We start from the raw sequence: 26,661 nt of genomic DNA, 5'->3' as shown, positions 1-26,661 counted from the left end.
TCGACCTCGAGCGGTTTGAGCACAGCCACGAGCAGCATCGACAGCCTGTCGACCTCGACGTCGTCCGGCCTGAGCACTGCGACGAGCAGCATCAGCAGCCTGTCGACCTCCACGTCGTCCGGTCTGAGCACGGCGACCAGCAGCATCGACAGCCTGTCGACTTCCACTTCGTCCGGCCTGAGCACTGCGACCAGCAGCATCAGCAGCCTGTCGACCTCCACGTCGTCCGGTCTGAGCACGGCGACGAGCAGCATCAGCAGCCTGTCGACCTCCACGTCGTCCGGTCTGAGCACGGCCACGAGCAGCATCGACAGCCTGTCGACTTCCACTTCGTCCGGCCTGAGCACTGCGACCAGCAGCATCAGCAGCCTGTCGACTTCGACGTCGTCGGGTCTGAGCACAGCGACGAGCAGCATCAGCAGCCTGTCGACTTCGACTTCGAGCGGCTTGAGCACGGCCACGAGCAGTATCAGCAGCCTGTCGACTTCGACGTCGTCGGGTCTGAGCACGGCGACCAGCAGCATCGATAGCTTGTCGACTTCCACGTCGTCTGGCCTGAGCACAGCGACGAGCAGCATCAGCAGCCTGTCGACTTCCACGTCGTCCGGTCTGAGCACTGCGACGAGCAGCATTGATAGCCTGTCGACGTCGACCTCTTCAGGCCTGAGCACTGCAACCAGTGGCATCTCCAGCCTGTCGACTGGCCTGAGCACCACGAACAGTACCGTCAGCAGCTTGTCGACTTCGACCTCGAGCGGTTTGAGCACAGCCACGAGCAGCATCGACAGCCTGTCGACCTCGACGTCGTCCGGCCTGAGCACTGCGACGAGCAGCATCAGTAGCCTGTCGACTTCGACATCGTCGGGTCTGAGCACGGCGACCAGCAGCATCAGCAGCTTGTCGACCTCGACCTCGAGCGGTCTGAGCACGGCCACGAGCAGCATCGATAGCCTCTCGACTTCCACGTCGTCCGGCCTGAGCACCGCGACCAGTGGCATCTCCAGCCTGTCTACAGGTCTGAGCACCACGAACAGCACGGTCAGCAGCCTGTCGACCTCGACCTCGAGCGGTCTGAGCACGGCGACGAGCAGCATTGACAGCCTGTCGACCTCCACGTCGTCCGGCCTGAGCACTGCGACCAGCGGTATCTCCAGCCTGTCCACTGGCCTGAGCACGACCAACAGCACCGTGAGCAGTCTGTCGACGTCGACTTCGAGCGGCCTGAGCACCGCGACCAGCAGCATCGGCAGCTTGTCGACTTCGACCTCGAGCGGCTTGAGCACTGCCACGAGCAGCATCGACAGCCTGTCGACCTCCACGTCGTCCGGCCTGAGCACTGCGACCAGTGGCATCTCCAGCCTGTCTACTGGCCTGAGCACGACCAACAGCACCGTGAGCAGCCTGTCGACCTCGACTTCGAGCGGCTTGAGCACGGCCACGAGCAGCATCAGCAGTCTGTCGACGTCTACTTCGACGGGTATCAGCAGCTTGTCGACCTCGACGTCGTCTGGTCTGAGCACAGCGACGAGCAGCATTGGCAGCCTGTCTACCGGCCTGAGCACGGCGACCAGCAGCATCGGCAGTCTGTCGATCGGTCTGAGCACTGCGGTCAGCGGCATCACCAGCCTCTCCACGGGCCTGAGCACCGCCACCAGCGGCATCTCGAGCCTGTCGAGCGGCTTGAGCACGACGAACAGCAGCGTCAACAGTCTGTCGACTTCGACGTCGTCGGGCCTGAGCACTGCCACCAGCAGCATCAACAGCCTCTCGACCTCGACTTCGTCGGGCCTGAGCACTGCCACCAGCAGCATCAACAGCCTCTCGACTTCGACTTCGTCGGGCCTGAGCACTGCTACCAGCAGCATCAACAGCCTGTCGACTTCGACATCGTCTGGCCTGAGCACGGCCACCAGCAGCATCAACAGCCTGTCGACCGGCCTGAGCACCGTGACCAGCAGCGTGAGCAGCCTGTCTACGGGTCTGAGCACGACCAACAGCAACGTGAACAGCCTGTCGACGTCCACGTCGAGCGGCCTGAGCACCGTGACCAGCAGCGTGAGCAGCCTGTCTACGGGCCTGAGCACGACCAACAGCAGCCTCAACAGCCTGTCCACCAGCGTGAGCGGCTCGAACAGCGGTCTTGCCAGCCTGTCGACCTCGACCTCCACGGGCCTGGCCACGGCGAACAGCAGCATCAGCAGCCTGAGCACGTCGGTCAGCAGCATTTACAACGGCGGCACCAAGTACTTCCACGCCAAATCCACCGCCGGAGACTCGGTGGCCTCCGGCCAGGAAGCCGTGGCGATCGGCCCGCAGTCGGTGGCCAGCGGCGCCAATTCCTTTGCCGCAGGCAACGGTGCGAAGGCGACGGCGGACGGCGCAGTGGCCATCGGCTTCGGCGCGCAGGCCACGGGCAGCAATGCCATCGCGATCGGTTCGGGTGCGTTGGCAACGGGTTCGCAGGCGATCGGTGTCGATTCCCGCGCAGGTGGCGGTGGCGTGGCGTTGGGCGACAAGGCAGACGCCGGCGGCACGGTGCTGAGCAAGGCGCAGAACGTTTCCCAGGGTACGGCGATCGGCTTCGGCGCGGTGGTCACGCAAAGCGGTGGCGTGGCGCTGGGTGCGAACTCGGTGGCCTCCAGGGCAGCAGGCGTGGCTGGCTACATCCCGGGCAGTGCGAACGCGGAGCAGGAAGCAGCCATCAAGGCCACGACCAGCACGCAAGCCGCTGTGTCCGTGGGCGACGCGGCCAACGGCCAGTTCCGTCAGATCACCGGCGTGGCGGCAGGCTCGGCCGACAGCGATGCGACCAACGTCGCGCAGCTGAAGGCGGCATCGGCGGCCTCGAAGGCCAGCAGCGTGCAGTACGCGACCAATCCGGATGGATCGGTCAACTACAACCAGATCACGCTGGGTGGCGGCCAGGCGCCGGGCGGTACGCGGATCTCGAACGTGGCGCCAGGCATCCTGCCGGGCGACGCGGTCAACGTCCAGCAGCTGAACCAGGTGCAGGGCCAGGTCGGCGAGGTGGCGCGCATTGCCTACTCGGGCTCGGCGATGGCCTTTGCGATGTCGGGCACCTACCTGCCGACGCTCTACCCGGGTGAGAAGACCGTGGGCGTGGGCTTCGGTAGCTACAAGGGCTACAGCGCCGTGGCGCTGACCTTCAAGGCCCTGTCGGACGACGGCAAGATGTCCTGGGGCGCGGGCCTGTCCACCACCGGCAAGGAGTGGGGCGTGAACGCCGGCATCGGCTGGAAGTGGAAATAAGCCACTGAGCCGCTGATTTAGCGTCGCCGCAGCAACGTGGCTCCCGCGCCGATGGTGCGGGAGCCATTTTTTTTGGTACACACTCACCCCCATGCGCATTGGTATTTCAGTCCTCACCCACGCGGGGCAGAACATCTGGGAAAACGGGATGGGGCAGAACGTCCTGTTTCTCGCCCGGCTGCTGCAACGCATCGACTTCGTCGAGTCCGTCACGCTGGTCGATGCGGGCGACCAGCAGGCCATGCCGCCGCAGGTCGATCTGTCCGCCATGGGTCTTGCCTTCGGCCGCGCCCGCGAGCTGACCGATGCGCTGGACGTGGTCATCGAGATGGCCGGTGCGCTCGACGTGCAATGGCTCTCCTACTTCCGTGCCTGCGGCGGGCGCGCCGTCTTTCATTGCGTGGGGCAACCCTTCGTGGCGCTGGCCGAGCCGATCGTGTTCAGCGACAAAGGCCACTTCAGCAAGCCCGACCGCTGCGACGAGGTCTGGCTGCTGCCCAAGGACGGCGTCTTCGCGCCCATGATGCGAACCCTGCACCGTTGCCCGGTGCATGAGGTCCCGTACCTCTGGTCGCCGCAGTTCCTGGACCAGCGCGTGGCCGAGGTCGAAGCGTCGGGCTATCGCTTCGGCTACACGCCGCGCACTGCCGAACAGCCCGGGTTCCGCGTGGCGATCTTCGAGCCCAACATCTCGGTGGTGAAGTCCTGCAGCGTGCCCATGCTGATCTGCGACGGCGCCTACCGCGTCGACCCGAACGCCGTCACGTCGATGCAGGTGCTCAACACCCTGCACCTGAAGGACCACGCGACGATGCTCTACATGGCGAACTCGCTGGACATCGTGCGCCAGCACAAGGCCATCTTCCACGGGCGGCACGACTTCGCGGGGTTCATGGTGCAGTTTGCCGATGCGGTGGTGTCACACCAGTGGCAGAACGACCAGAACTACAGCTATCTCGATGCGCTGTACGGCAACTACCCGCTGGTGCACAACTCGCCCTGGCTGCGCGATGCCGGTTACTACTACCCCGACTTCGACATCGCCGCCGGCACCGACCAACTGCTGCAGGCCGTGCGCGGGCACGATGCCCAAATGGACGACTACCGCGCGCGCAGCCAGCGCATGTTCGATGCGATCGATCCGCTCCATCAGGCGAACATCGATGGCTATGCGCAGCGCCTGCTCCACCTCGTGGGCGGCGACCCCGCATTCCGTGCCGATGGCGTGAGGAAGGCCGCATGAGCGAAGCGCAGAACACCACTTCATCCAACGCCATGCCTGCGAAGCTCAGGGTCGGCGTTTCCATCTTCATCCGCAAAGGCGAGCAGAGCCTCTGGGAAAACGGCGTCTACCAGAACTGCCTGTTCCTCGTGATGCTTCTGATGCGTTCGCCGCGCGTGGGCAGCACCGTGCTGGTGGCGGGCGGTGGCGACGGCGGTCCGGCGGACGCCACCAACTTCCTGGCCGATTCGCCCGTGCCGATCATCGACATGGCCACCGCCGCGCAGGAGCTCGATCTCATGATCGAGATGAGCGCCCAGCTGGCGCGCGAATGGTCGGTGGCGTTCAAGGAACGCGGCGGCAAGATCGTCTCCATGCGCGTGGGCAACGACTACGTGATCGACATCGAACGCATGATCTTCAACAAGCCGCACGGCATGCTGGTCTCGGGCGCGCCCTACGACGAGGTGTGGACGCTGCCGGAGTACGAGGTGTCTTGCAAGCCGTACTTCGCGAGCACCTTTCGCGCGCCGGTGCGGCTGATGCCGCACCTCTGGAGCCCGATGGTTCTGGAAAAAGCCATGGCGCGTGCCGGCGACGACAAGCGCTTCGACTACGAGCCGGGGCGCAAGCACTGGCGCGTGGCCATCTTCGAGCCCAACATCTGCATGGTAAAGACCAGCTTCATCCCCATGCTCGGCTGCGAGGCGGCGCACCGCGCGCAGCCCCGCCTGCTCGAGCGGGTGTGGGTCTACAACAGCTTCCACCTGAAGGAGAAGCCGCTGTTCGTGGGCTTCGCGCAGAGCCTGAATATCGTGCAGCACGGCCTGGCCACCTTCGAGGGGCGCTTTCCGCTGTACCAGGTGCTGCCCGGCAACGTCGATGCCGTTTTCGCGCATCACTGGGAGAACGCGCAGAACTACCTCTACTACGAAGCGCTCTATGGCGGCTACCCGCTGATCCACAACTCGCACCTCATCGGCGACTGCGGCTACCGCTATCACGACTTCGACTGCGAGGAGGGTGGTCGCGCGCTGCAGGAGGCCTTTGCCACGCACGACGCCAACCTGCCGGCCTATCGCGAGCGCGCACGCCAACTCGTCGCCAAGCTCGACCCCGAAGGCGAGGAGAACGTGCGCATCTACACCGCCGCCATCGAGAGCCTTTACACGTGAGCACGCGTGAGAGGAGAACCCGGATGAAGACTGCAACCCAACGATTCGCGCGGCTGCTGCCCATCGCGGCAACCGTGGCCGCCTGGGCCATGGCCGGCACCGCGCTTGCGCAAGGCGTGCTCGTGCCCCAGGCGCCGGCCGCGCCGCCGCAGGACACGCTCACGCGCGCCGCCACCAGCGTGGGCATCAAGCGCTGCCTGCCCGCCATCACGCGGCTCGCGACGCTCACCGTGCAGGGCAGCCGCGGCCACGACGTGCTGCTCGACTGGGACCGCAAGCGTCCCGACGACGGCCCGATGTTCTCGCTGGTCGGCATCCAGTACCCGAACGCCGGCGTGGCGGCCTCGATCACCGCGATTCCCGGCGACAGCGGCACCTGCACCGTGTCGGCCGAGCGCATCTCGGTCGCGCCTTTCACCTGCCAGAGCGTCGCCGAGCAGGAGCTCAAGGATTACCAGATGACGCGCCTGCTCCCCATCTATGCGGTCTACACCGATCCCAAGGAGCCGACCTCGTCGGTCTCGCTGATCGATTCGCCGCCGGGCTGCCTCGTGATCCGCCGCTATGTCGAATACGGCTGGCGAGATCCGTCGACGCCCGCCGCCGCATCGGCGCCTGCGGCTGCTCCGGCCGGGCAGGCGCCCAAGCGCCGCTAGCGGGAACCCTCGCAGACGGCAGGGGCGCGTCCGCATCCGACACGCAGGATCGCCCTTGACCGGCCCTGCACGGGCGCGGCGAAGTTCAGCATGGAGACCGATCCGCGCATCCGTCGCGGCGAAGGAGACCCCATGCCTCTGGCGTCACTGATCGGCCGATGGGCCATGCAGCCCTTCTCGAAGGCGCTGCCGCCGCTGGGCGACACCGAGCGTGCGGCGCTCGAGGCCGGCACCGTCGGTTTCGAGGGCCAGCTCTTCGCGGGCCGACCGGATTTCGATGCGCTCACCGCCATGGGCCCAAACCGGTTGACGGAGCGCGAGCAGGCCTTCCTGCACAACGAGGTGCGCACGCTCTGCCACATGCTCGACGACCACGCCATCGACCAGGCGCACGACCTGCCGCCCGAGGTGTGGCGGTTCCTGCGCGAGAAACGCTTCTTCGGAATGATCATTCCCGAGGCGTTCGGCGGCCTCGGCTTCGGCCACTACGCGCACGCCACGGTGGTGGCGCGCATCGCCACCGTCAACGTGGCGACAGCCGTCACGGTGATGGTGCCCAACTCGCTCGGCCCGGCCGAACTGCTGCTGCGCTACGGCACCGACATGCAGAAGGAGCACTACCTGCCACGCCTGGCCGATGGCCGCGAGTTGCCGTGCTTCGGTCTGACGTCGCCCTATGCCGGCTCTGATGCCGCATCGATCCCCGACCGCGGCGTGATCGCCCTGCGCGAGTTCAACGGCAAGCCGACGCGCGGCTTCCTGGTCGACTTCGACAAGCGCTACATCACGCTCGCACCCGTCGCCACCGTGGTGGGTCTGGCCTTCCACGCGGTGGACGAGAGCCGGCCCGAAGGCCAGCGCGACCTCGGCATCACCTGCGCGCTGATTCCCGTGCCGCACGAGGGCATGGAGATCGGCCGGCGCCATCGCCCGATGGACAGCGCCTTCATGAACGGCCCGATCCATGGCCGCCAGGTCTTCGTGCCGATGGACTGGATCATCGGCGGAGAAAAGCAGGTCGGCCAGGGCTGGCGCATGCTGATGGAATGCCTGGCCGCGGGGCGCGCGATTTCGCTGCCTGCGCTTGGCTCGTCGATGCAGCAGACCGCGCTGTACGTGAGCAACGGCTACGGGCAGATCCGCGAGCAGTTCGGCCTGCCGGTCGGCAAGTTCCATGCGATCGCCGGGCTGGTCGCGCAGATGTCGGCCGAGCTCTATGCGAGCGATGCGGCGCGGCGCTTCACGGCCGCCGCGCTCGACAAGGGCGAGCGGCCCAGCGTGGCGAGCGCGATCCTCAAGGTGCAGCTCACCGAAGCAGGGCGGCGCGCGGTGAACCATGGCATGGACATCCTCGGCGGCAAGGGCATCATCTCGGGCCCGTCGAACCTGCTCGGCGTGGCCTACCGGCAGGCGCCGATCGCGATCACCGTGGAGGGCGCGAACATCCTCACGCGCGCGCTCATCGTGTTCGGGCAGGGCGCGGTGCGCTGCCATCCGCATGTGCTAGACGAAATGGCGGCCGTGCAGGCGAACGACGACACCGCGCTCGGCAAGGCGCTGATCGCGCACGGCAAGCATGTGGCGGTCAACCTGTGGCACAGCCTCTTCGGCGCGCCGGTGCTCGGCACGCCGCCCGAGGCGTTGGCGCGCGAGGCGCGGCTCATTGCGCGCATGAGCGCCAAGTACGCGCTCACCGCCGACCTCGCGATGGGCATGCTCGGCGGCAAGCTCAAGCGCATGGAGTTGCTGTCGGCTCGCCTGGGCGATGTGCTCGCGCATCTCTATCTGGCGAGCGCGTGCGTCTGGCGCTATCGCGTCGACGCGGCGCCCGAGCTGTTGCCGTTTGCGCAGGCCGCGATCCGGCTGCAGCTCGATGAGGCCGGCAAGATCCTGCGCGATCTTTACGCCAACCTGCCGACGGCCGGCCGGCGCGTGATCGGTGCGCTGGTGCTGCGCCGCACCGCGCACCTGGCGCCGCTGCGCGATGTGCAGCTCATCGAACTCTCGGACCTGCTGCGCACGAACCCGCGCATCGTCGAGCGCCTGGCGCCCGACCTCAGCGAACCTGCGGCCGGAGGCCTGCGCGACCTGATGCATGCGATGGAACTGGGTGCGCAACTCGGCGACACGACGGCCGCGCTCAACAAGGTACTGCGCCGAACGAATTCTCTGGAAGAGGCCGCCCGCTCGGCGCCCGACCCGGACCTGGCGCTGGCCTACCTGCGCGCCGCCGACAAGGTCATCCAGGTGGACGACTTCGAAGGCCCGGCGGCGCAGAAAGCCGAGGACGAGAACCTCACCCCGCCGCCTGCGCCTGCTTCGCCATCTCCGTCAGCGCCGCCGCCGTCTGCGCATCGGCCGGAAAGAACGACTCCACCGCCAGTTCCTGCAACGTGACATCGACCGGCGTGCCGAAGATCGTCGTGGTGCTGATGAAGCTCAGCACCCCGTTCGGCGTGACGAGCTGAAAGGGCACGACCACGCCCGAGAGGTCGGTGTCGGCCTTCGGTGCGTCGTGGCTCACGTTGGGGGGCGGAAAGGCCTCGAGCTCGTCGTGCAGTTCCTGCAGCACCGCATCCCCGGTCGCGGCGATCTGCTGCTGCAGCCGCTCAAGCAGATGGGCGCGCCACTGCGCGAAGTTCGCGATGCGCGAGGCGAGGCCGTCGGGGTGCATGCTCAGGCGCAGCACGTTGACCGGCGGCGCCACCAGCTCGGGCGCGGCGCCGGCCATGAGCATCGGCACCAGCGCGTTGTAGGCCACGAGGTTCCAGTGGCGATCGACGGCGAGCGCGGGAAACGGCTCGTGCCCCTTGAGCACCAGGTCCACCGCACGGCGCGCCGACGCCAGCGCCGGGTCGTCGAGCGAGCGCTGCCGGTACATCGGCGCGAAGCCCGCGGCCACCAGGAGCGCATTGCGTTCGCGCAGCGGCACTTCCAGCCGTTCGGCCAGTCGCAGCACCATCTCTCGGCTGGGCGCGGCGCGGCCGGTTTCCACGTAGCTCAGGTGCCGGGTCGAAACCTCGGCCTCCTGCGCCAGGTCGAGCTGGCTCAGGCGCCGGTGGGTGCGCCAGTGCCGCAGGTGCGCGCCGAACGGATCGCGCGCGCCGGGCTGGCTGGCCTTGGACGAATGGGTGCTGCGGGTGGTGTTCATGGCCCGCATTCTGGCGTGGCGCCGGCGCGGCGCCATGACCTCCCAGGTCATCGACGCGATGCATGCCCGGCGGAATCATTGGTTCCAACGCGGCAGGACTGGCTTGCGGCGTACCACCCCAGTGACCACCAAGGAGATTCACATGTCCGTCTTCGCTTCCCCCCGCTTCCTGCCCAACGTGATGTGGGCCGACGCCGCCTCCTGCGCCGCGACCGGCGCGCTGCAGGTGGCATTCACCGATGCGCTGGCGGCACTCACCGGGCTGCCCGCCACGCTGCTGATGGGCACCGGGGTGTTCCTGCTGGCCTATGCCGCGCTCGCCGCCTTCATGGCCAGCCGCGCCACGCCGCCGCGCACGCTGATCGGTCTCGTGATCTTCGGCAACTTCGGCTGGGCCGTGGCCTGCGCCGCATTGCTGGTGAGCGGCATGTTCGCGGTCACGGCGCTGGGCGTGGCCTGGGTGATTGCCCAGGCCGTGTGCGTGGTCGTTCTGGCCGAGCTGCAATGGACGGGCCTGCGCCGCACCCGCAGCCGCGCCGGCATGGCGCTGGCCTGACGCAGGCGACGCGAGAAGTGCCGGCAACGCCCGTCTACCCGGCATTTCTCGCTATGAGGAACATGGCGCGGAGGGGGCGTGAGAGGGAAGACCGACTACAACAGCTGACATTGAACCCCGCTATCCTTGAGGAGCTTCCACGAAACAACAGGAGTTCCTCTATGGCCAAAGCACCGGCTCACGCCTTTGCGTCCACCCTCAAGACTTTCAAGACCGCATCGGGCAAATCCGGCAAATACTGGTCCCTGAAGGAGCTGGCCAAGCAATACCCCACCATCGGCCGGCTGCCCGTGTCGATCCGCATCGTGCTCGAATCGGTGCTGCGCAATTGCGATGGCCAGAAGGTCTCGCCCAAGCACGTCGAAGAGCTGGCCCACTGGGCGCCCAATGCAGAGCGCACCGACGAGATTCCCTTTGTCGTCACCCGCGTGGTGTTGCAGGACTTCACTGGCGTTCCGCTCTTGGCCGACCTGGCCGCCATGCGCAGCGTGGCCGCCAAGCTGAACAAGTCGCCCAAGACCATCGAGCCGCTGGTGCCCGTCGACCTGGTGGTCGACCACTCGGTGATGGTCGACTACTACGGCACCCCCAAGGCGCTCGACCTCAACATGAAGCTGGAGTTCCAGCGCAACAACGAGCGCTACCAGTTCATGAAGTGGGGCATGCAGGCCTTCGACACCTTCCGTGTCGTGCCGCCGGGCTTCGGCATCGTGCACCAGGTCAACCTCGAATACTTTGCGCGCGGCGTCTACAAGAGCCCGCACGACAAGGCCGACGTGCCCACCTACTACCCCGACTCGCTGGTCGGCACCGACAGCCACACGACCATGATCAACGGCATCGGCGTGGTCGGTTGGGGCGTGGGCGGCATCGAGGCCGAGGCCGCGATGCTGGGCCAGCCGGTCTACATGCTCACGCCCGACGTGGTGGGCTTCGAGCTCACCGGCAAGCTGCGCGAAGGCGTGACCGCCACCGACCTGGTGCTGTACGTCACCGCGATCCTGCGCGCCGAAAAAGTGGTCGGCAAGTTCGTCGAATTCTTCGGCCCCGGTGCCGCATCGATCGCCGTGCCCGACCGCGCAACCATCGGCAACATGGCGCCCGAATACGGCGCGACCATGGGCTTCTTCCCGGTCGACGAAATGACCGTGGCGTACTTCGAAGGCACCGGCCGCACCAAGGAAGAGGTCGAGCGCTTCGAGGCCTACTACAAGGCGCAGGGCCTGTTCGGCATGCCCGCGCCGGGCGACATCGACTACACCAAGATCGTCAAGCTCGACCTGGGCACCGTGTCGCCAAGCCTCGCGGGCCCCAAGCGCCCGCAGGACCGCATCGACCTGGGCCACCTGGCCACCAAGTTCTCCGAGCTCTACAGCAAGCCCAACGACGCCAACGGCTTCAACCAGCCGGCCGAAAAGCTCAAGCAGCGCTACCCGCTGGTCACCGCCGCCCAGGGCAATGACGACGAGGCCGCCGCGCCGCCCGCGGGCTCGCCGCGCGAACTGGTCGAGATGGTCGCCAACCGCTCGACCAAGGCCGCGGCCCACACGAGTGCCACGGCGCCGCCAGCCCCCAAGGGCCAGGTCACCATCGGCAACGGCGACGTGCTGATCGCGGCCATCACCTCGTGCACCAACACCTCCAACCCGAGCGTGATGCTCGCGGCGGGCCTGCTGGCCAAGAAGGCGGTGGAGGCGGGCCTCACGGTCAAGCCGCATGTGAAGACCTCGCTGGCCCCGGGCTCGCGCATCGTCACCGAATACCTGGAGAAGGCGGGCCTCCTGCCGTACCTGGAGAAGCTGGGTTTCTACCTCGCGGGCTACGGCTGCACCACCTGCATCGGCAATGCCGGCGACCTCACGCCCGAGATCAACGAGGCCATCACCAAGAACGACCTCATCGGCGCGGCCGTGCTCTCGGGCAACCGCAATTTCGAGGCGCGCATCCATCCGAACCTGAAGGCCAACTTCCTGGCCTCGCCGCCGCTGGTGGTGGCCTTCGCGATCGCGGGCAACGTGATGACCGATCTCATGACCGAGCCGGTGGGCAAGGGCAAGAACGGCAAGGACGTGTACCTGGGCGACATCTGGCCGACCCCCAAGGAGATCGACGAGAACCTGCGCTTTGCGATGAACGCCAAGTCGTTCCGCGCGAACTACGACAAGGTCAAGACCGATCCGGGCAAGTTCTGGAGCAGCATCAAGGGCACCGACGGCCAGGTGTACGACTGGCCCAAGTCGACCTACATCGCCGAGCCGCCGTTCTTCGAAGGCTTCAAGATGAAGCCGCATGCCGCCGACGCGGGCTTCAAGGGCGCGCGGATCATGGCGCTGTTCGGAGACTCGATCACCACCGACCACATCTCGCCGGCCGGCTCGATCAAGGAAAGCTCGCCCGCGGGCATCTGGCTCAAGGCGCACGGCGTGCCCAAGGCCGACTTCAACAGCTATGGCTCCCGCCGCGGCAACCACGACGTGATGATGCGCGGCACCTTCGCCAACGTGCGCATCAAGAACCTGATGATTCCGCCGGACGCCAACGGCACGCAGGAAGAGGGCGGCGTCACGCTGTTCCAGCCCGGCAACCAGAAGATGTTCATCTACGACGCCGCCATGAAGTACATGGAAGAAGGCACCCCCACGGTGGTCTTCGGCGGCGAGGAATACGGCACCGGCTCCTCGCGCGACTGGGCCGCCAAGGGCACGCAGCTGCTGGGCATCAAGGCCGTGGTGGCGCGCAGCTTCGAGCGCATTCACCGCGCCAACCTGGTCGGCATGGGCGTGTTGCCGCTGCAGTTCCGCGGTGCCGATTCATGGCAGACGCTGGGCCTCACCGGCGACGAGAAGATCGACGTGGTGATCGGCGGCGAACTCAAGCCGCAGATGGATGTGAAGCTGGTCGTGCACCGCCCCGACGGCACGCACCAGGAGGTGACGGTGCGCCTTCGCATCGACACGCCGATCGAGGTCGACTACTACAAGCACGGCGGCATCCTGCCGTTCGTGCTGCGGCAGCTGCTCGCGGCCTGACGCGCGAAAGAAGGCTTGATCCGCGTCGGGCTCATCTCCGACACCCACGGCCTGCTGCGCCCGCAGGCCGTGGCCGCCTTGCAGGGCAGTGACTTCATCGTGCACGGCGGGGACATCGGCGGCGCCGGCATCCTCGAAGCGCTCTCGGCCATCGCGCCGCTGACGGTCGTGCGGGGCAACAACGACCGGGAGCCGTGGGCCGAGGCCATCGCCGAGACCCAATTCCTGAAGGTCGGCGGCGTGCGCGTCTACGCGATCCACGATCTCTCGCAGATCGATATCGATCCCGCCGCAGCCGGTGTGCGCGTCGTGATCTCCGGCCATTCCCACAAGCCGAAGGTCGAAGAGCGGGGCGGGGTGCTTTACATCAACCCAGGCAGCGCCGGTCCGCGCCGATTCAAATTGCCAATCGCCGTCGGCGAGCTGATCGTCAATGGCGATTCGGTCACGGCACGCATCGTCGAGCTGACGAGCTAAGTGCGCGTCTTTAATGCCCTTAGTTGAGAATCGATCTCATCTGATGGGTTATCCTCGGCCGCTCTTTCCTGAGCGCGCACCACAACGGGGCATCGTTTCGGGAGGGATTTTTTGCCCTGACTTCCGAAGCCGATGCTCATTCCCTTTCTCATCATGCTGCGCGAAGGCATCGAAGCCGCGCTGATCGTCGGCATCGTTGCCAGTTACCTGAAACAGAGCGGACGCGGCGCCTTGATGCCTGCGGTGTGGGTCGGCGTGCTGCTGGCCACCGCCCTCTCGCTGTTCACGGGCGCCGGCCTGCAATTGCTGGCGGCGGAGTTTCCGCAGAAGCAGCAGGAGCTGTTCGAGGGCGTCGTCGGGCTGATCGCGGTGGTCATGCTGACCTCGATGGTGTTCTGGATGCGCAAGGCCGCCCGTTCCATCAAGGGCGAGCTGCATGCCTCCATCGACAAGGCGCTCACCCGCGGCGCGGACGGGCAGGGCTGGGCGCTCATCGGCATGGTGTTTCTCGCCGTGGCGCGCGAAGGGCTGGAGTCGGTGTTCTTCCTGCTGGCCGTGTTCCAGCAGAGCAGCGGCTGGGAGGCGCCCGTGGGCGCGCTGGCCGGCATCGCGGTGTCGGTCGTGATCGGCTGGGGCCTTTACTCGGGCGGCGTGCGGCTTGATCTCCGGCGCTTCTTCCGCTTCACGGGCCTGTTCATCCTGCTGGTGGCCGCCGGCCTGCTGGCGAGCGTGCTGCGCAAGCTGCACGAGGCGGGCGTCTGGAACCACCTGCAGGCGGTGGTGTTCGACATGAGCGAGACCCTGCCGATGGACAGCCCCGCCGGCGCCGTGCTTTCGGGCCTCCTGGGCTACCAGGCCGCGCCGGTGACGGGCGAGGTGATCGTCTACCTGGCCTTCCTCGCGGTGGCGCTGTTCTTCTTCCTGCGTTCGGCCGCCGCGCCGGCGCCACGCGCGGCCGCGGCTCGCTGAAATCTTTCCGATGTCTTCCTCTCCTTCTTCTGAACCCAAATCTTCTTCCGGCCACATGCGCATCGCGGTGGCGGCCTCGGCGCTCCTGGTCGTCGCCGGTCTCGCCGCCTTCTGGTACGCCTCGGGCGTTGCGCGCAAGGCGCCGCCCAAGGCGGCCGACAACGCGGTCACCGTCACGATCCAGGGCAACGTGTGCGAGCCCAACGAGATCACCGTGCCGGCGGGGCGCACCACCTTCACCATCGTCAACAAGTCGAACCGCGCGCTCGAGTGGGAAATTCTCGACGGCGTGATGGTGGTGGAGGAGCGCGAGAACATTGCGCCGGGCTTCTCGCAGACGATGACGGTCAAGCTCTCGCCGGGCGATTTCGCCATCACCTGCGGCCTCTTGAGCAATCCGCGCGGCAAGCTGCATGTCACGCCTTCGGCGGCCTCGATGGCCGAGGCGGCGCGGCCGTCGCTGGTCAACTACGTGGGCGCGCTGGCCGAGTACCAGGTGTTCCTGCGCCTCGAAGCCGGCGGGCTCGACGACGCGGCGCGCGCCTTGGCCGATGCCGTCAAGGCGGGCGACCTGCCGCAGGCGAGGGCGCTCTACGCGCCGGCGCACCAGGCCTACAAGCGCATCGAGCCGATGGCCGAGCTCTTCGCCGACCTCGACACGCGCCTGAACGCCCGCGCCGACTACTTCGAGAAGCGCGAGGCCGATGCGGGCTTCACCGGCTTCCACCGCATCGAGTACGCGCTGTACGGCCAGAACGACCTCAAGGGCCTCGCGCCCGTGGCCGACCAACTGGTCGCCGACATCGGCGTGCTCCAGGGCCGGCTGCGCGGGCTCGACATGCCGCCCGAGCGGCTCGCCGGCTCGGCGTCGAAACTGCTGCGCCGCGTGGCCGACAACCTGCCCGCCGGCGGCGAAGACCACTACGGCCATGCCGAGCTCGTGAACCTGCAAGGCACCTACGAGGGCACGAAGAAGATTTCGGAACTGCTGCAGCCGCTGCTCGTGAAGGCCGCGCCCGCGCTGCAAAAGCGCGTGGACGAACGCTTCGCGGCCTTCGATGCCGCGCTGGCGCCGTACCGCGAAGGCGAAGGCTTCAAGCCCGCGCCACTCGACGAGGCACAAAGAAAGAGCCTGGCAGAACCCGTGCGCGCACTGGCCGAGGAACTCGGCAAGGTCAACGCGGCGCTCGGCCTGGAATGAGTTGAGAGAGCACCCCATGGACACGTCGAAGAACGAATCCGCGCCCGCTACCGGGCAACCCGAGTCGCCGCATCGTCGCCGCATGCTCGGCGCCGCCGGCGTCGCCTTTGCCGGCCTTGCCGCCTCGGCCCATGCCAAGGCCGCGCCTTCGGGGCCGCCCAACAGTCCCGATGCCGGCGCACAGGTCACCGACGCGCCGCAGAGCACCCACACGCAGGACCGCGTGCCCTTCCGCGGCAAGCACCAGGCCGGCATCGTCACGCCGCGGCCGACGGCCGGCATGATCGCCTCGTTCTACGTGCTGGCCGAGAACCGCGCCGATCTGGAGCGGCTGTTCCGCACGCTCACCGAGCGCATCGCCTTTCTCACGCAGGGCGGCGCGCAGACCGATCCCGACCCTCGCCTGCCGCCCGCGGGCTCCGGCATCCTCGGGCCGGTGGTGCAGCCCGATGGCCTGACCGTGACGGTGTCGGTCGGCACCTCGCTGTTCGACGAGCGCTTCGGCCTTGCGAAGAAAAAGCCCGTGCGGCTCAACCAGATGCAGCGCCATCCGAACGACGCGCTCGATGCGGCGCTGTGCCACGGCGACCTGTCGATCCAGTTCTGCGCCAACACGCCCGACACCAACATCCACGCGCTGCGCGACATCATCAAGAACACGCCCGACCTGCTGGTGCTGCACTGGAAGCAGGAAGGCTCCGTGCCGCCGATTCCGGCGGTGCCCGGCAAGCCGGCCGAGAGCGCGCGCAACTTCCTCGGTTTTCGCGACGGTTCGGCCAACCCCGACTCGGCCGACGACAAGCTCATGGACGGCATCGTGTGGGTGCAGCCCGGCAGCGACGAGCCGGCCTGGGCCGTGGGCGGCAGCTACCAGGCGGTGCGGATCATCCGCAACTTCGTCGAGCGCTGGGACCGCACGCCGCTGCAGGAGCAGGAGGCCATCATGGGCCGCCTGAAGCCCACCGGCGCGCCGATGGACGGCGGCAAGACCGAGCACGACGTGCCCGACTACACGAAGGACCCCGAGGGCAAGGCCACGCCGATGGACGCGCACATCCGCCTCGCGAACCCGCGCACCCGGGCCTCGGATGCGAACCTGATCCTGCGCCGGCCCTTCAACTATTCGAACGGCGTCACCAAGTCGGGCCAGCTGGAGATGGGCCTCTTGTTCATCTGCTACCAGGCCGACCTCGAAAAAGGCTTCATCGCCGTGCAGACGCGCCTGGATGGCGAGCCGCTCGAGGAATACATCAAGCCCATCGGCGGCGGTTTCTTCTTCACCCTGCCCGGCGTGCAGGACGAGCAGGACTGGCTCGGCCGCACGCTGCTGGCCGCCTGACGGCCCACCCCCAAGTTTTTTCACGACCCCGAGACCCAAGGAGATCCATGACCGCGCAGTTCCGCCGCCACTTCCTCGCCACTTTCATCGCAGGCTTCGCCGGGCTTTATGCCGCCGGCACGCAGGCCGCCGTGTCGCCGCTCGAACTGGTCGGACCGATCTCCGACTACAAGATCTACGTGGCCGAGAACGTGCGCAAGCTGTCCACGGACACGCGCGCCTTCACCGCCGCGGTGAAGGCCGGCGACATCGAGAAGGCGAAGAAGCTGTACGCGCCGACGCGCACGAGCTACGAGCGCATCGAGCCGGTGGCCGAGCTCTTCAACGACCTGGACAAGTCGATCGACTCGCGCGCGGACGACCATGAAAAGGCCGAGAAGGACCCGGCCTTCGGCGGCTTCCACCGCATCGAGTACGGCCTCTGGACGCAGAAGAGCACCAAGGACCTGAACCCCGTGGCCGACAAGCTGCTGGCCGACGTGCTCGACCTGCAGAAGCGCCTGGTCGCGCTGACCTTTCCGCCCGAGAAGGTGGTGGGGGGCGCCGCGGTGCTGATGGAAGAGGTGGCCGCCACCAAGATTTCCGGCGAGGAAAACCGCTACAGCCACACCGACCTGTGGGATTTCCAGTCCAACTTCGAGGGCGCCTACAAGATCGTCGAACTGCTGCGCCCGCTGGTCTTGAAGGAGAACAAGGCGTTCTCGGACAAGGCCGATGCCAATTTCAAGGTGGTGTTCGACACGCTGGCCAAGTACAAGACGGCCGATGGCGGCTTCGAAACGTACTCCAAGCTCACCGAGCGCGACCGCAAGCTGCTGGCCGGGCGGGTCAATACGCTGGCCGAAGACCTGTCGAAACTGCGCGGGATGCTGGGCCTGAACTAGGCGCCATCCCTCGCCGGGGGCAGCACCTGCGGCCCGGCAAAGCCGGTTCCGCGGTGTTTCTGGCCTGGCAGCCCCCAAATTCGAGGGGGTGGTCAGGTTTTCGAGATTGAGAATTGCTAGCATCTAGGTTTTGCTTACAGGTGCGCCCGGTCTCCAGGGCGCCGCCCCATCGTGCGAACCAACGACTTCGGCACCGCGCCGGCCAACACCACGGCCGTCGCCCTGCGCCTCGACCAGCTTCCGAACAACCAGTGGGCCACCGTGCTCGACGTGGCGCGCCCCGAGGGTGCGGATGACCGCGAACTCGTGCTGCGCCTGACCGAAATCGGCTTCGTGCCGGGCGAGGCGGTGCGTATCGTCGCGAGCGGCATCCCGGGCCGGGAGCCGCTGGCGGTTCGCCTGGGCCACACCACCTTCGCGCTGCGCCGCCACGAGGCCGCGCTCATCCACGTCACGCCGGGAGCCGCCAACCATGGCTGAAGCCGTCATCCAGGGACCCGGCGGCTTCGCCCCCACCGCCCAGCCGGGGCGCATCGCGCTGCTCGGCAACCCCAACTGCGGCAAGACCGCGCTCTTCAACCTCCTGACCGGCAGCCGCCAGAAGGTCGCCAACTACGCCGGCGTGACCGTCGAGCGCAAGGAGGGCACGCTGCGCACGCCCTCGGGCCGTCGCGTCTTCGTGCTCGACCTGCCGGGCGCCTACAGCCTGAACGCGCTCAGCGCCGACGAGGCCGTCACGCGCGACATCGTCACCGGCCAGAGCGCCGAGGCGCTGCCCGACCTGCTGGTGTGCGTGACCGATGCCACCAACCTGCGCCTGAACCTGCGCCTCGTGCTCGAGGCCAAGAAGCTCGGCCTGCCGATGGTGGTGGCGCTCAACATGACCGACATGGCCAAGAAGCAGGGCATCGCGGTCGACACCCCGGTGCTCTCGCGCGAACTCGGCGTGCCGGTGATCGAAACTGTCGGCGTCCACACCGGCGGCGCGAAGAACCTGCTCGAAGCGCTCGATGCCCCCGTGGCCGCCGCCACGCCGCAGCCCTGGCAGGCGCCGGGCCTGGACGACGTGCTCGCCACGCAGCGGGAGGTGCGCCGCATCCTCGGCCTCGCGGTGAAAGAGCCGGTCGGCAGCCTCGCCACCAGCGACCGCATCGACCGCGTGGTCATGCATCCGGTGTGGGGAATGCTGGTGCTGGCCGTCACGATGTTCCTGATGTTCCAGGCCGTGTTCAGCTGGGCCAACGTGCCGATGGACGCCATCAAGGCCGGCACCGAGGCGCTCGGCGGCCTGCTCAAGACAGCCATCCCCGAAGGCATGCTGCAGAGCCTGCTGGTCGACGGCGTGATCGCGGGCGTGGGCGGCGTGATCGTGTTCCTGCCGCAGATCCTGATCCTGTTCCTGTTCATCCTCGCGCTCGAAGACTCGGGCTACCTGCCGCGCGCGGCCTTCCTGCTCGACCGCGTGATGGGCACCGTGGGCCTGTCGGGCCGCTCGTTCATTCCGCTGCTCTCCAGCTTCGCCTGCGCCATTCCCGGCGTGATGGCCACGCGCACCATCAGCAACTGGCGCGACCGCATCACGACCATCATGATCGCGCCGCTCATGACCTGTTCGGCGCGGCTGCCGGTGTATGCGCTGCTCATCGCGGCCTTCATTCCGGCGCGCACCGTGGGCGGCATCTTCAATCTGCAGGGCGTGGTGCTCTTTGCGCTGTATGTGTTCGGCATCGTCTCGGCGATGGCCGTGGCCTGGGTGATGAAGCGCTTTCGCGACAACGCGCAGCATTCGCCGCTCCTGATGGAGCTGCCGGCTTACCGCTGGCCGAACCTGCGCAACCTGGCGCTCGGCCTCTACGAACGGGCGTGGATCTTCATCCAGCGCGTGGGCACGATCATCCTCACGCTCACGATCCTGCTGTGGTTCTTGTCGACCTTCCCGTCGCCGCCCGAAGGCGCGACCGGCCCGGCCATCCAGTACAGCCTGGCCGGCATGATCGGCCGCGGGCTCGAATACATCTTCGCGCCCATCGGCTTCAACTGGCAGATCTCGATCGCGCTGGTGCCCGGCATGGCGGCGCGCGAAGTGGCTGTCGGCGCTCTGGGCACGGTGTACGCGCTCTCGGCCACCGGCGACGACGTGGCAGGCGCGCTCGAACCGCTGATTGCGGGCAGCTGGTCGCTGGCGACGGCGCTGTCGCTCCTGGTCTGGTACGTGTTCGCGCCGCAGTGCATCTCGACGCTGGCCGCCGTGAAGCGCGAGACGGCTTCGTGGAAGTACGTGTGGATCATGGCGGGCTACCTGTTCGCGCTCGCATACCTCGCGTGTTTCATCACCTACCACGTTGCAGTGGCGCTGGGCGCGGGGTAAAACCGGTCCTGACGCTGAAAGGTTTGAAGAAGAAATGACGCAACAACTGATCGTCGGATTGATCGTCGCAGCGGCCGCGTTCTACGCGGTCTGGCGCTGGATGCCCGCGGGCTGGCGGCGCAGCGCGGCTCACAAGCTGGCCGCCGGCACGCAGCGCGCCGGCCTGGTCGACCAGGAGCGCGCCAATCAGCTGGCTGCCTCGCTCGCCAAGACCTCGGGCTGCGGCTCCTGCGATAGCTGCGGCAGCTGCGCGCCCAAGAAACCCGGCAACACCAACGCCACCGAAGCCGACAAGGCCGCCCTCTCGAACAGCCACTGAGCCCGATGCCCACGCACATCCTCGTCGCCGGGGGCGGCATCGGGGGGCTGGCCACGGCACTGGCGCTTTCGCGGGGCCGGCATCGCGCCGATGTCTTCGAGCAGGCGGCGGTCTTCGGCGAGATCGGGGCCGGCGTGCAGCTCGGGCCCAACGTCACGCGGCGCCTTCAACAACTGGACCTGGGCACGGGCCTCGCGAAGATCGCGGCACGCCCCGATGCACTGGTGGTACGCAGCGCCGGCAGCGATGCCGTGCTGGCCCGCCTGCCGCTGGGCGATGCCATGCAGCAGCGCTACGGCGCTCCTTATTTCTGCGCACACCGAGCCGACCTGCATGCACTGCTGCTTGAAGCAGTTCGCGCGCGCGGCACCGGCACGCTCGTGACTGCCGCGCAGATCAGGCAGGTCGAGACCAGCGACGACCTGGTGTGCGTATCGAGCGCCGATGCCCGCGCCTGGGAGGGCGAGGCGCTGGTGGGCGCCGATGGGCTCTGGAGCATGGTGCGGCGTCAACTCGATACCGCCTCGGCGGCGGAGCCGCCACGCGTCACCGGCCACACGGCCTGGCGCGCGCTGGCTTTGCAGGCGGACTTGCCCGCGGCGCTGCGGCGCCAGCAGGTCGATGTGTGGCTGGGCCCGCATCTCCACGCCGTGGCGTACCCGGTGCGTGGCGGCGACTGGCTCAACGTGGTGGTGATCGCCGAATCCGCCCCGGCCGGCGATGCGCGCGACTGGGACCAGTCCAGCAGCATCGCGGCCCTGCAACAGGCCACGGGCCGCAGCGGCGGCGGCCTGCAGGCGCTGCTCGAAGCGATGCCCGGCTGGCGCGCCTGGTCGCTCAGCGACCGCGCGCCGTTGACCTCTGCCGCTGACATGGCGCACGAACGTGTCGCGCTGGTGGGCGACGCTGCGCATCCGATGGTGCCGTACCTCGCGCAGGGCGCAGGCATGGCGATCGAGGACGCGGTCGCGCTGGCCGATGCGCTGGCCGACGCCGGCGCAGCCGATGTGCCCGCAGCCTTCGCGCGCTACGCCGAAGCACGCTGGCAGCGCAATGCGCAGGTGCAGGCACGCGCGCGGCGCAACGGCGAGGTCTTTCATGCCACCGGCCCTGTGCGCCTGGGGCGCGACCTCGTGATGCGCGCGCTCGGCGCGCGATTGCTCGATCAGCCCTGGCTGTACGGCGGCTAGCGGCGGCTGGCGGCGGTTGAACGCCCCGGCCTTCAGAGCCTGAAGGTCTGCAGGTGCTCGATGCGTTCCGCCAGGCCTTCCGGCCCGAGGTAGTGGCCGAGCGAGCCATCGCGCACTTTCACCAACGCCGTTTCCAGTTCGGTCAGCATCGCATCGCGATCCGCGACAAAGGCGGGCGGCACGTCGATGCCGGCTTCGGTGCAGGCGTCGGCGATCAGGTGTGCGCTCGCGGGCGCACCGCATGCCACGCACTTGACGATGGCAGCCACGCTCGGCTCGGCGCCATTGGCCAGCAGCGCACTCGTGAGTTCGGGCGCGATCTGGCCATCGATGTTGCGCAAGGCATCGGCTGCCACCGGCGCGCCCGCGCGCACCAGCGCTGCGGCGGCCGCAAAGGCGCTCTGGCTCAGCGCGACGTCGGTCGCCAGTGCGCTGCCCTGCTGCGGCCCGTCGAAGCTCACGCCCGACGCCGCCAGCTCGACCACCAGCGGCGCATCGTCGGTTGCGATCGCGTGATGCAGCGCCGCGCGCGCGAGCGCCGGATGATGGCGCAGCGTGCCATCCGCGAGCGGCGTGCGCCAATCGACCACGGCGCGGCAGTAGAAGGTGACCAGCTTGTCCATCAGGTCGAGGTCCAGCCCGTGGTCCTGGTGGCGGTCGTCCAGGTACTGCAGCAGGGTCTGGCCCGAGAAGTAGTCGCTCGTGGGCGCCAACGGGTCTTCGTCGAGGTGCAATGCGGCAAAGGCGCCTTGCAGGTCCGGCGCGATGGTGCTCAGGGTGTCTTCGTGCAAGGCGTGCGTCCAGGCCGGCGGCAGGCCCTGCTTCCATGCGATGACCCGGCCGTACGCCTCGCCAGGCTCGACCACGGTGTAGATGCGGTCGAGGTACTCGAAGCCGCCGAAGGGCAGGTGGGTGAGCTTGCCGCTCCAGGGTTCGCCGTTCTCGACGGCGGCGTCTTCGGCCAGTTCCTGCTCGTGCTCGATCCAGCCCTGCAGGTCGCGGTAGCCGTCGCTGCCGTCCCAGAAGAGTTCCGACCAACTCACGCTCTCGATGTTGCCGTTCATCGGCAGCGCGAGGTCGTAGTCGAGGCGCCCGCCCGCCGTCTCTTGCCACAGCACGACCAGTGCCTCGGGAATCGGTCCGGCGCACAGGGCCTGCACGGCTGCGATCTGCTGCGCCGGCATCGGCGGCTGCGCATCGAAGATCACGCGGTCCGCAAACAGCACAACGCCGTGTGCCCGCAAGGTGGAGATCTCGTCGGGTGAGAACCGGATGTTGTGCATGGCAGTGGCCTCCGTCGTTGTTGTCAAAAATGTAGCGCTTTGCGCGGGTGTGGCAAGCAGTACATGCGAGCGTTCAGCCCGCTGATTCCGAGACGATGGGCCATTCGATGCGTTCGAAGAGGCGCATCAGCCGCGCTTTGCGCGTCGGATTGAACTGGCCGATCCACGCGATGTGGCCGAGCAGATGGCCGCGGCCCCCCGGCGGAAGTCGTCCAACAATCTGTTGGACTATGGATGGTCTAACAACCAAGCGTCGTTCATAGATCGGTGCGCAGCTTCCAGATCTCGGGAAACAGCACCACGTCGAGCATCTTGCGCAGGTAGCTCACGCCGCCTGTGCCGCCAGTGCCGCGCTTGAAGCCGATCACGCGTTCGACCGTCGTCACATGGCGAAAGCGCCAGAGACGGAAGGCGTCTTCGAGGTCGGTGAGCTTTTCGCCGAGCTGGTAGAGGTCCCAGTGATCGTGCGGATTGCGGTAGACGGTGAGCCACGCCGCTTCGACGCCGTCGCTCGATTCATAAGGCTGCGTCCAGTCGCGCTCCAGCCGGTCGGCAGGCACCGGCAGGCCATGGCGCGCCAGGAGGCGCAGCGACTCGTCGTACAGCGATGGCGAACGGTAGGCCGCCTCGACCTGCGCAAGCAGATCGGCGCGGTGCGCATGCGGCTTGAGCATCGCGGCGTTCTTGTTGCCGAGCGCGAATTCGATGCAGCGGTACTGCGCGCTCTGGAAGCCGCTGGAGTTCGCGAGGTAGGGGCGCATCGCCGTGTATTCGGGCGGCGTCATGGTCGAGAGCACGGTCCATGCGCTCACCAGCTGTTCCATGATGCGGCTGACCCGCGCGAGCATCTTGAAGGCGTCTGCCAGCTTCTCGTCGGCGATGCAGCTGGTGGCGGCGCGCAGCTCGTGCAGCATGAGCTTCATCCAGAGCTCGCTGGTCTGGTGCTGCACGATGAACAGCATTTCGTCGTGCGCAGGCGAGAGCGGATGCTGGGCGTTGAGGATCTCGTCGAGATGCAGGTAGTCGCCGTAGCTCATGGACTTGCTGAAGTCCAGCTGCGCGTTTTCTTCGTGGACGATTTTTTCGGTGCTCATGATGTCTGCAGGCCGGTCATCGCCAGACCACGGCGGTGTAGGAGGACCGGCCCATGCCGGACTCTTTCTTCGGATAGACGAAGCGCACGACCTCGTTCTTGCGCTTGAACTCCTGGTAGGTCTCGCCGCCCGGGATGCGGCCCTTGTCGGCCGGTGTGTAGCCGGTTGCGCGAGCTTCCTTGACGAGCGCATCGAAGACCGCCTTGTCGGTCGTCGAGAACTGGATGCTGTTCTCGCCGGCGCGGCTCTCCACATAGCTGGACTTCATGACATTGGTGGTGTGGTCGCCCGCGAACTTGTCGTACTCGATCATGCTGACCCACTCGGTGGTGGTCTTGTCGCGGTAAGAGAAGCCCTGGCGCTTGATCTCCTGGCGGAAGGCGTCGGGAGACATGTCGACGAAGGCCTTGAGCTGGGGCAGGGTGAAGTTCGGCTGCTGTGCGAAGGCGGGCGAAGCCAGCATCAGGAGCGACGCTATGAATGCGATCAGTGGGTGTTTCATGGGAAGGCCCTGCTCAGGTCACCGCGTTCTTGCGGTTGAATTCTTCGCGCTTCCACTCGCCGGATTCGAGCACCTGCACGAGGTGTTCGACCGAGTTCCACACGTCTTCGAAGCCGATGTACAGCGGTGTGAAGCCGAAGCGCAGGATGTCGGGCATCTGCGAATCGCCGGCGCGGTAGTCGCCGATGACGCCGCGCGCGATCAGCGCCTGCACGATGGCATAGGCGCCTTCTTCACGGCTCAGGCACACCTGCGAGCCGCGATTGGCGTGGTCGCGCGGCGTGACGAGCGAGAGGCCTTGTCCGGCGCAGCGTTCCTCGACCAGCTGGATGAAGAGATCGGTGAGCGCGAGCGACTTGGCGCGCAGCGCGGCCATCGCGCCCCGGTCCTTGTTGAAGGCCTCGGCTGCGAGCACGGTGTCCAGGCCACATTCGAGGCCCGCCAGCGCGATGATCGGTTGCGTGCCGCAGAGATACCGGCCAACGCCCGGCGCGGGCCGGTAGTGCGGCGTGAATTCGAAGGGCGCCGCATGGCCCCACCAGCCCGACAGCGGCTGCTCGAACTGGCCCGCGTGCTTCGTGTGGACCCAGGCGAAGGCCGGCGCGCCGGGGCCGCCGCTCAGGTACTTGTAGCCGCAGCCGATCGCGTAGTCGGCGTTGCTGTCGTTGAGCGCGACCGGCACGGCGCCCGCGCTGTGCGCGAGGTCCCACACCGTGAGCGCACCCGCGGCGTGCGCGGCGGCGGTAATGGCCTTCATGTCGTGCATGGCGCCGGTGCGGTAGTTGACGTGCGTGAGCATCAGCACGGCCACTTCTTCATTCAGCACAGCGGGAAGTTCGCTCGCATCGATCAGCTTGAGCGTGAAGCCGCGTTCGCGGCACAGCGACTCGGCGATGTAGAGGTCGGTCGGGAAGTTGCTGCGTTCGCTGATCACCAGCTTGCGGCCGCTGTCCTTCTGCTGCGAGAGCGCGGCGAACAGCACCTTGTAGAGATTGACCGAGGTGCTGTCGGTGCACACCACTTCGCCGGGCGCCGCGCCGATGAGCCGGGCCACCTTGTCCCCCAGGCGTTGCGGCAGGTCGAACCAGCTCGCGGTGTTCCACGAGCGGATGAGGCCTTCGCCCCATTCCTTGGTCACGACTTCGGCGATGCGCGCGGGCGCCGCCTTGGGGCAAACGCCCAGCGAGTTGCCGTCCAGGTAGAGCACGTCGGCAGGGATGGTGAACTGGTCGCGCAGGGCGCGCAGCGGGTCTTGCGCGTCGAGCGCGCGGCAGTCTGCAAGGGTTGTCATGGGGCAGGTTTCAGCGGGGAAGATCGCGCAGCACGGCGCGAACGGGGGATGCATCGGCGCTGACCAGCTTGAGCGGCAGCGCGATGAGTTCGTAGTCGCCCTCGGGCACGGCGTCGAGCACGAGGTTCTCGAGCACGCGCAGGTCGAGGCGGCGGATGCGTTGGTGGCTCTCCAGCGTCTTGCTGTCGGCCGGATCGATGCTGGCGGTGTCGATGCCGATGAGCTTCACGCCCATGGCCGCGAGGCGCTCGACGGTGGCGGGCGCGTAGGCCGCGAGCTGCGGGTCCCAGTGTCCGACGGGCATGATGGCGTAGGTGCGCACCAGCACGCGGGGCGGCAGGTCGCTCGTGACGGCATGCGCGATGTGCTCCCACTCGATCAGCGGCCCCTTGGCGATGGCGTGGATCACCCGGCAGGGGCCGAGGAAGGGCGTGAGATCGACGTTGCCGATGGTCTGGCCCTCGGGGTCGTAGTGCAGCGGCGCATCGGCGTGTGCGCCGACGTGGGGCGAGAGCTTGATCTCGCTGACGTTGACCGGGCACTCCGGTGAAATGGTCGCGGCCCAGCGCTGCTGGTAGGGCGTGTCGCCGGGAAACACCGGCGCGCCTTCATGCACCGGAGGAGAAATGTCCCAGACGCGGGGTTGGGGTTGCAGAGAACGCATGGCGCGAAGTTAGCGCCGGGC

The 26,661-nt window shown here is 67.5% G+C and carries 23 protein-coding genes and 1 pseudogene; 17 read left to right on the top strand and 7 right to left on the bottom strand.

The features are described 5' to 3' along the window. Positions 1 to 524: hypothetical protein (locus tag J2W23_RS31445; RefSeq protein ID WP_444875746.1), on the bottom strand; the 524-nt coding region annotated here is incomplete at its 3' end. Here J2W23_RS31445 and J2W23_RS31440 point away from each other — a divergent pair. The 6 genes and pseudogenes from J2W23_RS31440 to J2W23_RS06140 all read left to right on the top strand — a co-directional run. Continuing rightward, a pseudogene (locus J2W23_RS31440) lies at positions 451 to 1,986 on the top strand (hypothetical protein); the annotation flags it as partial. The gene J2W23_RS31445 and the pseudogene J2W23_RS31440 overlap by 74 nt on opposite strands. 132 nt (positions 1,987 to 2,118) lie before the next feature. After that, positions 2,119 to 3,270: a YadA-like family protein gene (locus tag J2W23_RS31435; protein WP_307648032.1), complete on the top strand. Its 1,152-nt coding sequence runs from the start codon at positions 2,119 to 2,121 to the stop codon at positions 3,268 to 3,270. Positions 3,271 to 3,361: 91 nt separating this feature from the next. Beyond that, positions 3,362 to 4,513: a DUF2827 domain-containing protein gene (locus tag J2W23_RS06155; protein ID WP_176658941.1), complete on the top strand. Its 1,152-nt coding sequence runs from the start codon at positions 3,362 to 3,364 to the stop codon at positions 4,511 to 4,513. Next, positions 4,510 to 5,667 (top strand): DUF2827 domain-containing protein, encoded by a 1,158-nt coding sequence (locus tag J2W23_RS06150; RefSeq protein WP_307648031.1) that lies wholly within the window; start codon positions 4,510 to 4,512, stop codon positions 5,665 to 5,667. The genes J2W23_RS06155 and J2W23_RS06150 overlap by 4 nt, the downstream gene beginning before the upstream one ends. A 23-nt stretch (positions 5,668 to 5,690) precedes the next feature. Beyond that, the gene (locus tag J2W23_RS06145; protein WP_307648030.1) at positions 5,691 to 6,323 is read left to right on the top strand and encodes a hypothetical protein; all 633 of its coding nucleotides are present in this window, start codon (positions 5,691 to 5,693) and stop codon (positions 6,321 to 6,323) included. Positions 6,324 to 6,455: 132 nt separating this feature from the next. Next, positions 6,456 to 8,720 carry an acyl-CoA dehydrogenase gene (locus J2W23_RS06140; protein ID WP_307648029.1) on the top strand — a complete coding sequence of 755 codons (2,265 nt, stop codon included), beginning with the start codon at positions 6,456 to 6,458 and terminating at the stop codon, positions 8,718 to 8,720. Here J2W23_RS06140 and J2W23_RS06135 read toward each other — a convergent pair. Continuing rightward, positions 8,620 to 9,474, bottom strand: a complete 855-nt coding sequence (locus tag J2W23_RS06135) for a helix-turn-helix domain-containing protein (protein ID WP_307648028.1) — start codon at positions 9,472 to 9,474, stop codon at positions 8,620 to 8,622. The two genes, J2W23_RS06140 and J2W23_RS06135, sit on opposite strands and share 101 nt — an antisense overlap. 142 nt (positions 9,475 to 9,616) lie before the next feature. On the opposite strand from J2W23_RS06135, the gene J2W23_RS06130 reads away from it, so the two are divergent. The 11 genes from J2W23_RS06130 (at position 9,617) to J2W23_RS06080 (ending at position 21,806) form a co-directional block, all read left to right on the top strand. After that, positions 9,617 to 10,030 (top strand): hypothetical protein, encoded by a 414-nt coding sequence (locus J2W23_RS06130; protein ID WP_307648027.1) that lies wholly within the window; start codon positions 9,617 to 9,619, stop codon positions 10,028 to 10,030. A 161-nt stretch (positions 10,031 to 10,191) separates the two neighbouring features. Next, positions 10,192 to 13,059, top strand: coding sequence for an aconitate hydratase (locus J2W23_RS06125; RefSeq protein WP_307648026.1), 2,868 nt, complete (start codon positions 10,192 to 10,194; stop codon positions 13,057 to 13,059). 15 nt (positions 13,060 to 13,074) lie between these two features. Continuing rightward, a complete protein-coding gene (locus J2W23_RS06120; protein WP_307648025.1) occupies positions 13,075 to 13,536 on the top strand; it encodes a metallophosphoesterase family protein in 462 nt (153 codons plus the stop codon). 132 nt (positions 13,537 to 13,668) lie between these two features. After that, complete coding sequence (gene efeU / locus J2W23_RS06115; protein ID WP_307648024.1) at positions 13,669 to 14,505, top strand: iron uptake transporter permease EfeU; 837 nt, start codon at positions 13,669 to 13,671, stop codon at positions 14,503 to 14,505. A gap of 10 nt (positions 14,506 to 14,515) precedes the next feature. Next, a complete protein-coding gene (gene efeO / locus J2W23_RS06110; protein WP_307648023.1) occupies positions 14,516 to 15,706 on the top strand; it encodes an iron uptake system protein EfeO in 1,191 nt (396 codons plus the stop codon). A gap of 16 nt (positions 15,707 to 15,722) precedes the next feature. Next, positions 15,723 to 17,045 (top strand): iron uptake transporter deferrochelatase/peroxidase subunit, encoded by a 1,323-nt coding sequence (gene efeB / locus J2W23_RS06105; protein WP_307648022.1) that lies wholly within the window; start codon positions 15,723 to 15,725, stop codon positions 17,043 to 17,045. A 47-nt stretch (positions 17,046 to 17,092) separates the two neighbouring features. Beyond that, positions 17,093 to 17,929, top strand: a complete 837-nt coding sequence (gene efeO / locus J2W23_RS06100; protein WP_307648021.1) for an iron uptake system protein EfeO — start codon at positions 17,093 to 17,095, stop codon at positions 17,927 to 17,929. A 171-nt stretch (positions 17,930 to 18,100) separates the two neighbouring features. Further along, positions 18,101 to 18,409: a FeoA family protein gene (locus tag J2W23_RS06095; protein ID WP_257858508.1), complete on the top strand. Its 309-nt coding sequence runs from the start codon at positions 18,101 to 18,103 to the stop codon at positions 18,407 to 18,409. After that, a complete protein-coding gene (feoB, locus tag J2W23_RS06090; protein ID WP_307648020.1) occupies positions 18,402 to 20,297 on the top strand; it encodes a ferrous iron transporter B in 1,896 nt (631 codons plus the stop codon). The genes J2W23_RS06095 and feoB overlap by 8 nt, the downstream gene beginning before the upstream one ends. A gap of 34 nt (positions 20,298 to 20,331) precedes the next feature. Next, a complete protein-coding gene (locus J2W23_RS06085) occupies positions 20,332 to 20,616 on the top strand; it encodes a DUF6587 family protein (RefSeq protein WP_176658928.1) in 285 nt (94 codons plus the stop codon). A gap of 5 nt (positions 20,617 to 20,621) precedes the next feature. Continuing rightward, positions 20,622 to 21,806: an FAD-dependent monooxygenase gene (locus J2W23_RS06080; RefSeq protein WP_176658927.1), complete on the top strand. Its 1,185-nt coding sequence runs from the start codon at positions 20,622 to 20,624 to the stop codon at positions 21,804 to 21,806. Between the two features lie 32 nt (positions 21,807 to 21,838). Here the strand turns inward: J2W23_RS06080 and J2W23_RS06075 are convergent, their stop codons facing one another. The 5 genes from J2W23_RS06075 to kynB all read right to left on the bottom strand — a co-directional run bounded on the left by J2W23_RS06075 (position 21,839) and on the right by kynB (position 26,640). Then, positions 21,839 to 23,089: an SMI1/KNR4 family protein gene (locus J2W23_RS06075; RefSeq protein WP_307648019.1), complete on the bottom strand. Its 1,251-nt coding sequence runs from the start codon at positions 23,087 to 23,089 to the stop codon at positions 21,839 to 21,841. A gap of 257 nt (positions 23,090 to 23,346) precedes the next feature. Continuing rightward, a complete protein-coding gene (kynA, locus tag J2W23_RS06070) occupies positions 23,347 to 24,183 on the bottom strand; it encodes a tryptophan 2,3-dioxygenase (protein ID WP_176658925.1) in 837 nt (278 codons plus the stop codon). 16 nt (positions 24,184 to 24,199) lie between these two features. After that, a complete protein-coding gene (locus tag J2W23_RS06065) occupies positions 24,200 to 24,685 on the bottom strand; it encodes a hypothetical protein (protein ID WP_307648018.1) in 486 nt (161 codons plus the stop codon). 13 nt (positions 24,686 to 24,698) lie between these two features. Then, the gene (kynU, locus tag J2W23_RS06060; protein WP_307648017.1) at positions 24,699 to 25,976 is read right to left on the bottom strand and encodes a kynureninase; all 1,278 of its coding nucleotides are present in this window, start codon (positions 25,974 to 25,976) and stop codon (positions 24,699 to 24,701) included. Positions 25,977 to 25,986: 10 nt separating this feature from the next. Then, positions 25,987 to 26,640: an arylformamidase gene (kynB, locus tag J2W23_RS06055; RefSeq protein ID WP_307648016.1), complete on the bottom strand. Its 654-nt coding sequence runs from the start codon at positions 26,638 to 26,640 to the stop codon at positions 25,987 to 25,989. Positions 26,641 to 26,661 lie beyond the last annotated feature (21 nt).

It is taken from the genome of Variovorax boronicumulans (assembly GCF_030812215.1).
Lineage (GTDB): Bacteria > Pseudomonadota > Gammaproteobacteria > Burkholderiales > Burkholderiaceae_C > Variovorax > Variovorax boronicumulans_C.
Note: the sequence above shows the minus strand (reverse complement) of the source record. Positions and strands in the feature narration are given on the sequence as shown.

Coding starts and splice junctions, on each gene's coding strand:
- efeO (WP_307648021.1), top strand. CDS start 17,093: ATGACCGCGCAGTTCCGCCGCCACTTCCTCGCCACTTTCATCGCAGGC.
- feoB (WP_307648020.1), top strand. CDS start 18,402: ATGGCTGAAGCCGTCATCCAGGGACCCGGCGGCTTCGCCCCCACCGCC.
- J2W23_RS06065 (WP_307648018.1), bottom strand. CDS start 24,685: ATGAAACACCCACTGATCGCATTCATAGCGTCGCTCCTGATGCTGGCT.
- J2W23_RS06155 (WP_176658941.1), top strand. CDS start 3,362: ATGCGCATTGGTATTTCAGTCCTCACCCACGCGGGGCAGAACATCTGG.
- J2W23_RS06150 (WP_307648031.1), top strand. CDS start 4,510: ATGAGCGAAGCGCAGAACACCACTTCATCCAACGCCATGCCTGCGAAG.
- kynA (WP_176658925.1), bottom strand. CDS start 24,183: ATGAGCACCGAAAAAATCGTCCACGAAGAAAACGCGCAGCTGGACTTC.
- J2W23_RS06145 (WP_307648030.1), top strand. CDS start 5,691: ATGAAGACTGCAACCCAACGATTCGCGCGGCTGCTGCCCATCGCGGCA.
- efeU (WP_307648024.1), top strand. CDS start 13,669: ATGCTCATTCCCTTTCTCATCATGCTGCGCGAAGGCATCGAAGCCGCG.
- efeO (WP_307648023.1), top strand. CDS start 14,516: ATGTCTTCCTCTCCTTCTTCTGAACCCAAATCTTCTTCCGGCCACATG.
- J2W23_RS06140 (WP_307648029.1), top strand. CDS start 6,456: ATGCCTCTGGCGTCACTGATCGGCCGATGGGCCATGCAGCCCTTCTCG.
- J2W23_RS06125 (WP_307648026.1), top strand. CDS start 10,192: ATGGCCAAAGCACCGGCTCACGCCTTTGCGTCCACCCTCAAGACTTTC.
- J2W23_RS06075 (WP_307648019.1), bottom strand. CDS start 23,089: ATGCACAACATCCGGTTCTCACCCGACGAGATCTCCACCTTGCGGGCA.
- J2W23_RS06085 (WP_176658928.1), top strand. CDS start 20,332: ATGACGCAACAACTGATCGTCGGATTGATCGTCGCAGCGGCCGCGTTC.
- efeB (WP_307648022.1), top strand. CDS start 15,723: ATGGACACGTCGAAGAACGAATCCGCGCCCGCTACCGGGCAACCCGAG.
- J2W23_RS06130 (WP_307648027.1), top strand. CDS start 9,617: ATGTCCGTCTTCGCTTCCCCCCGCTTCCTGCCCAACGTGATGTGGGCC.
- J2W23_RS06080 (WP_176658927.1), top strand. CDS start 20,622: ATGCCCACGCACATCCTCGTCGCCGGGGGCGGCATCGGGGGGCTGGCC.
- kynB (WP_307648016.1), bottom strand. CDS start 26,640: ATGCGTTCTCTGCAACCCCAACCCCGCGTCTGGGACATTTCTCCTCCG.
- J2W23_RS06135 (WP_307648028.1), bottom strand. CDS start 9,474: ATGAACACCACCCGCAGCACCCATTCGTCCAAGGCCAGCCAGCCCGGC.
- kynU (WP_307648017.1), bottom strand. CDS start 25,976: ATGACAACCCTTGCAGACTGCCGCGCGCTCGACGCGCAAGACCCGCTG.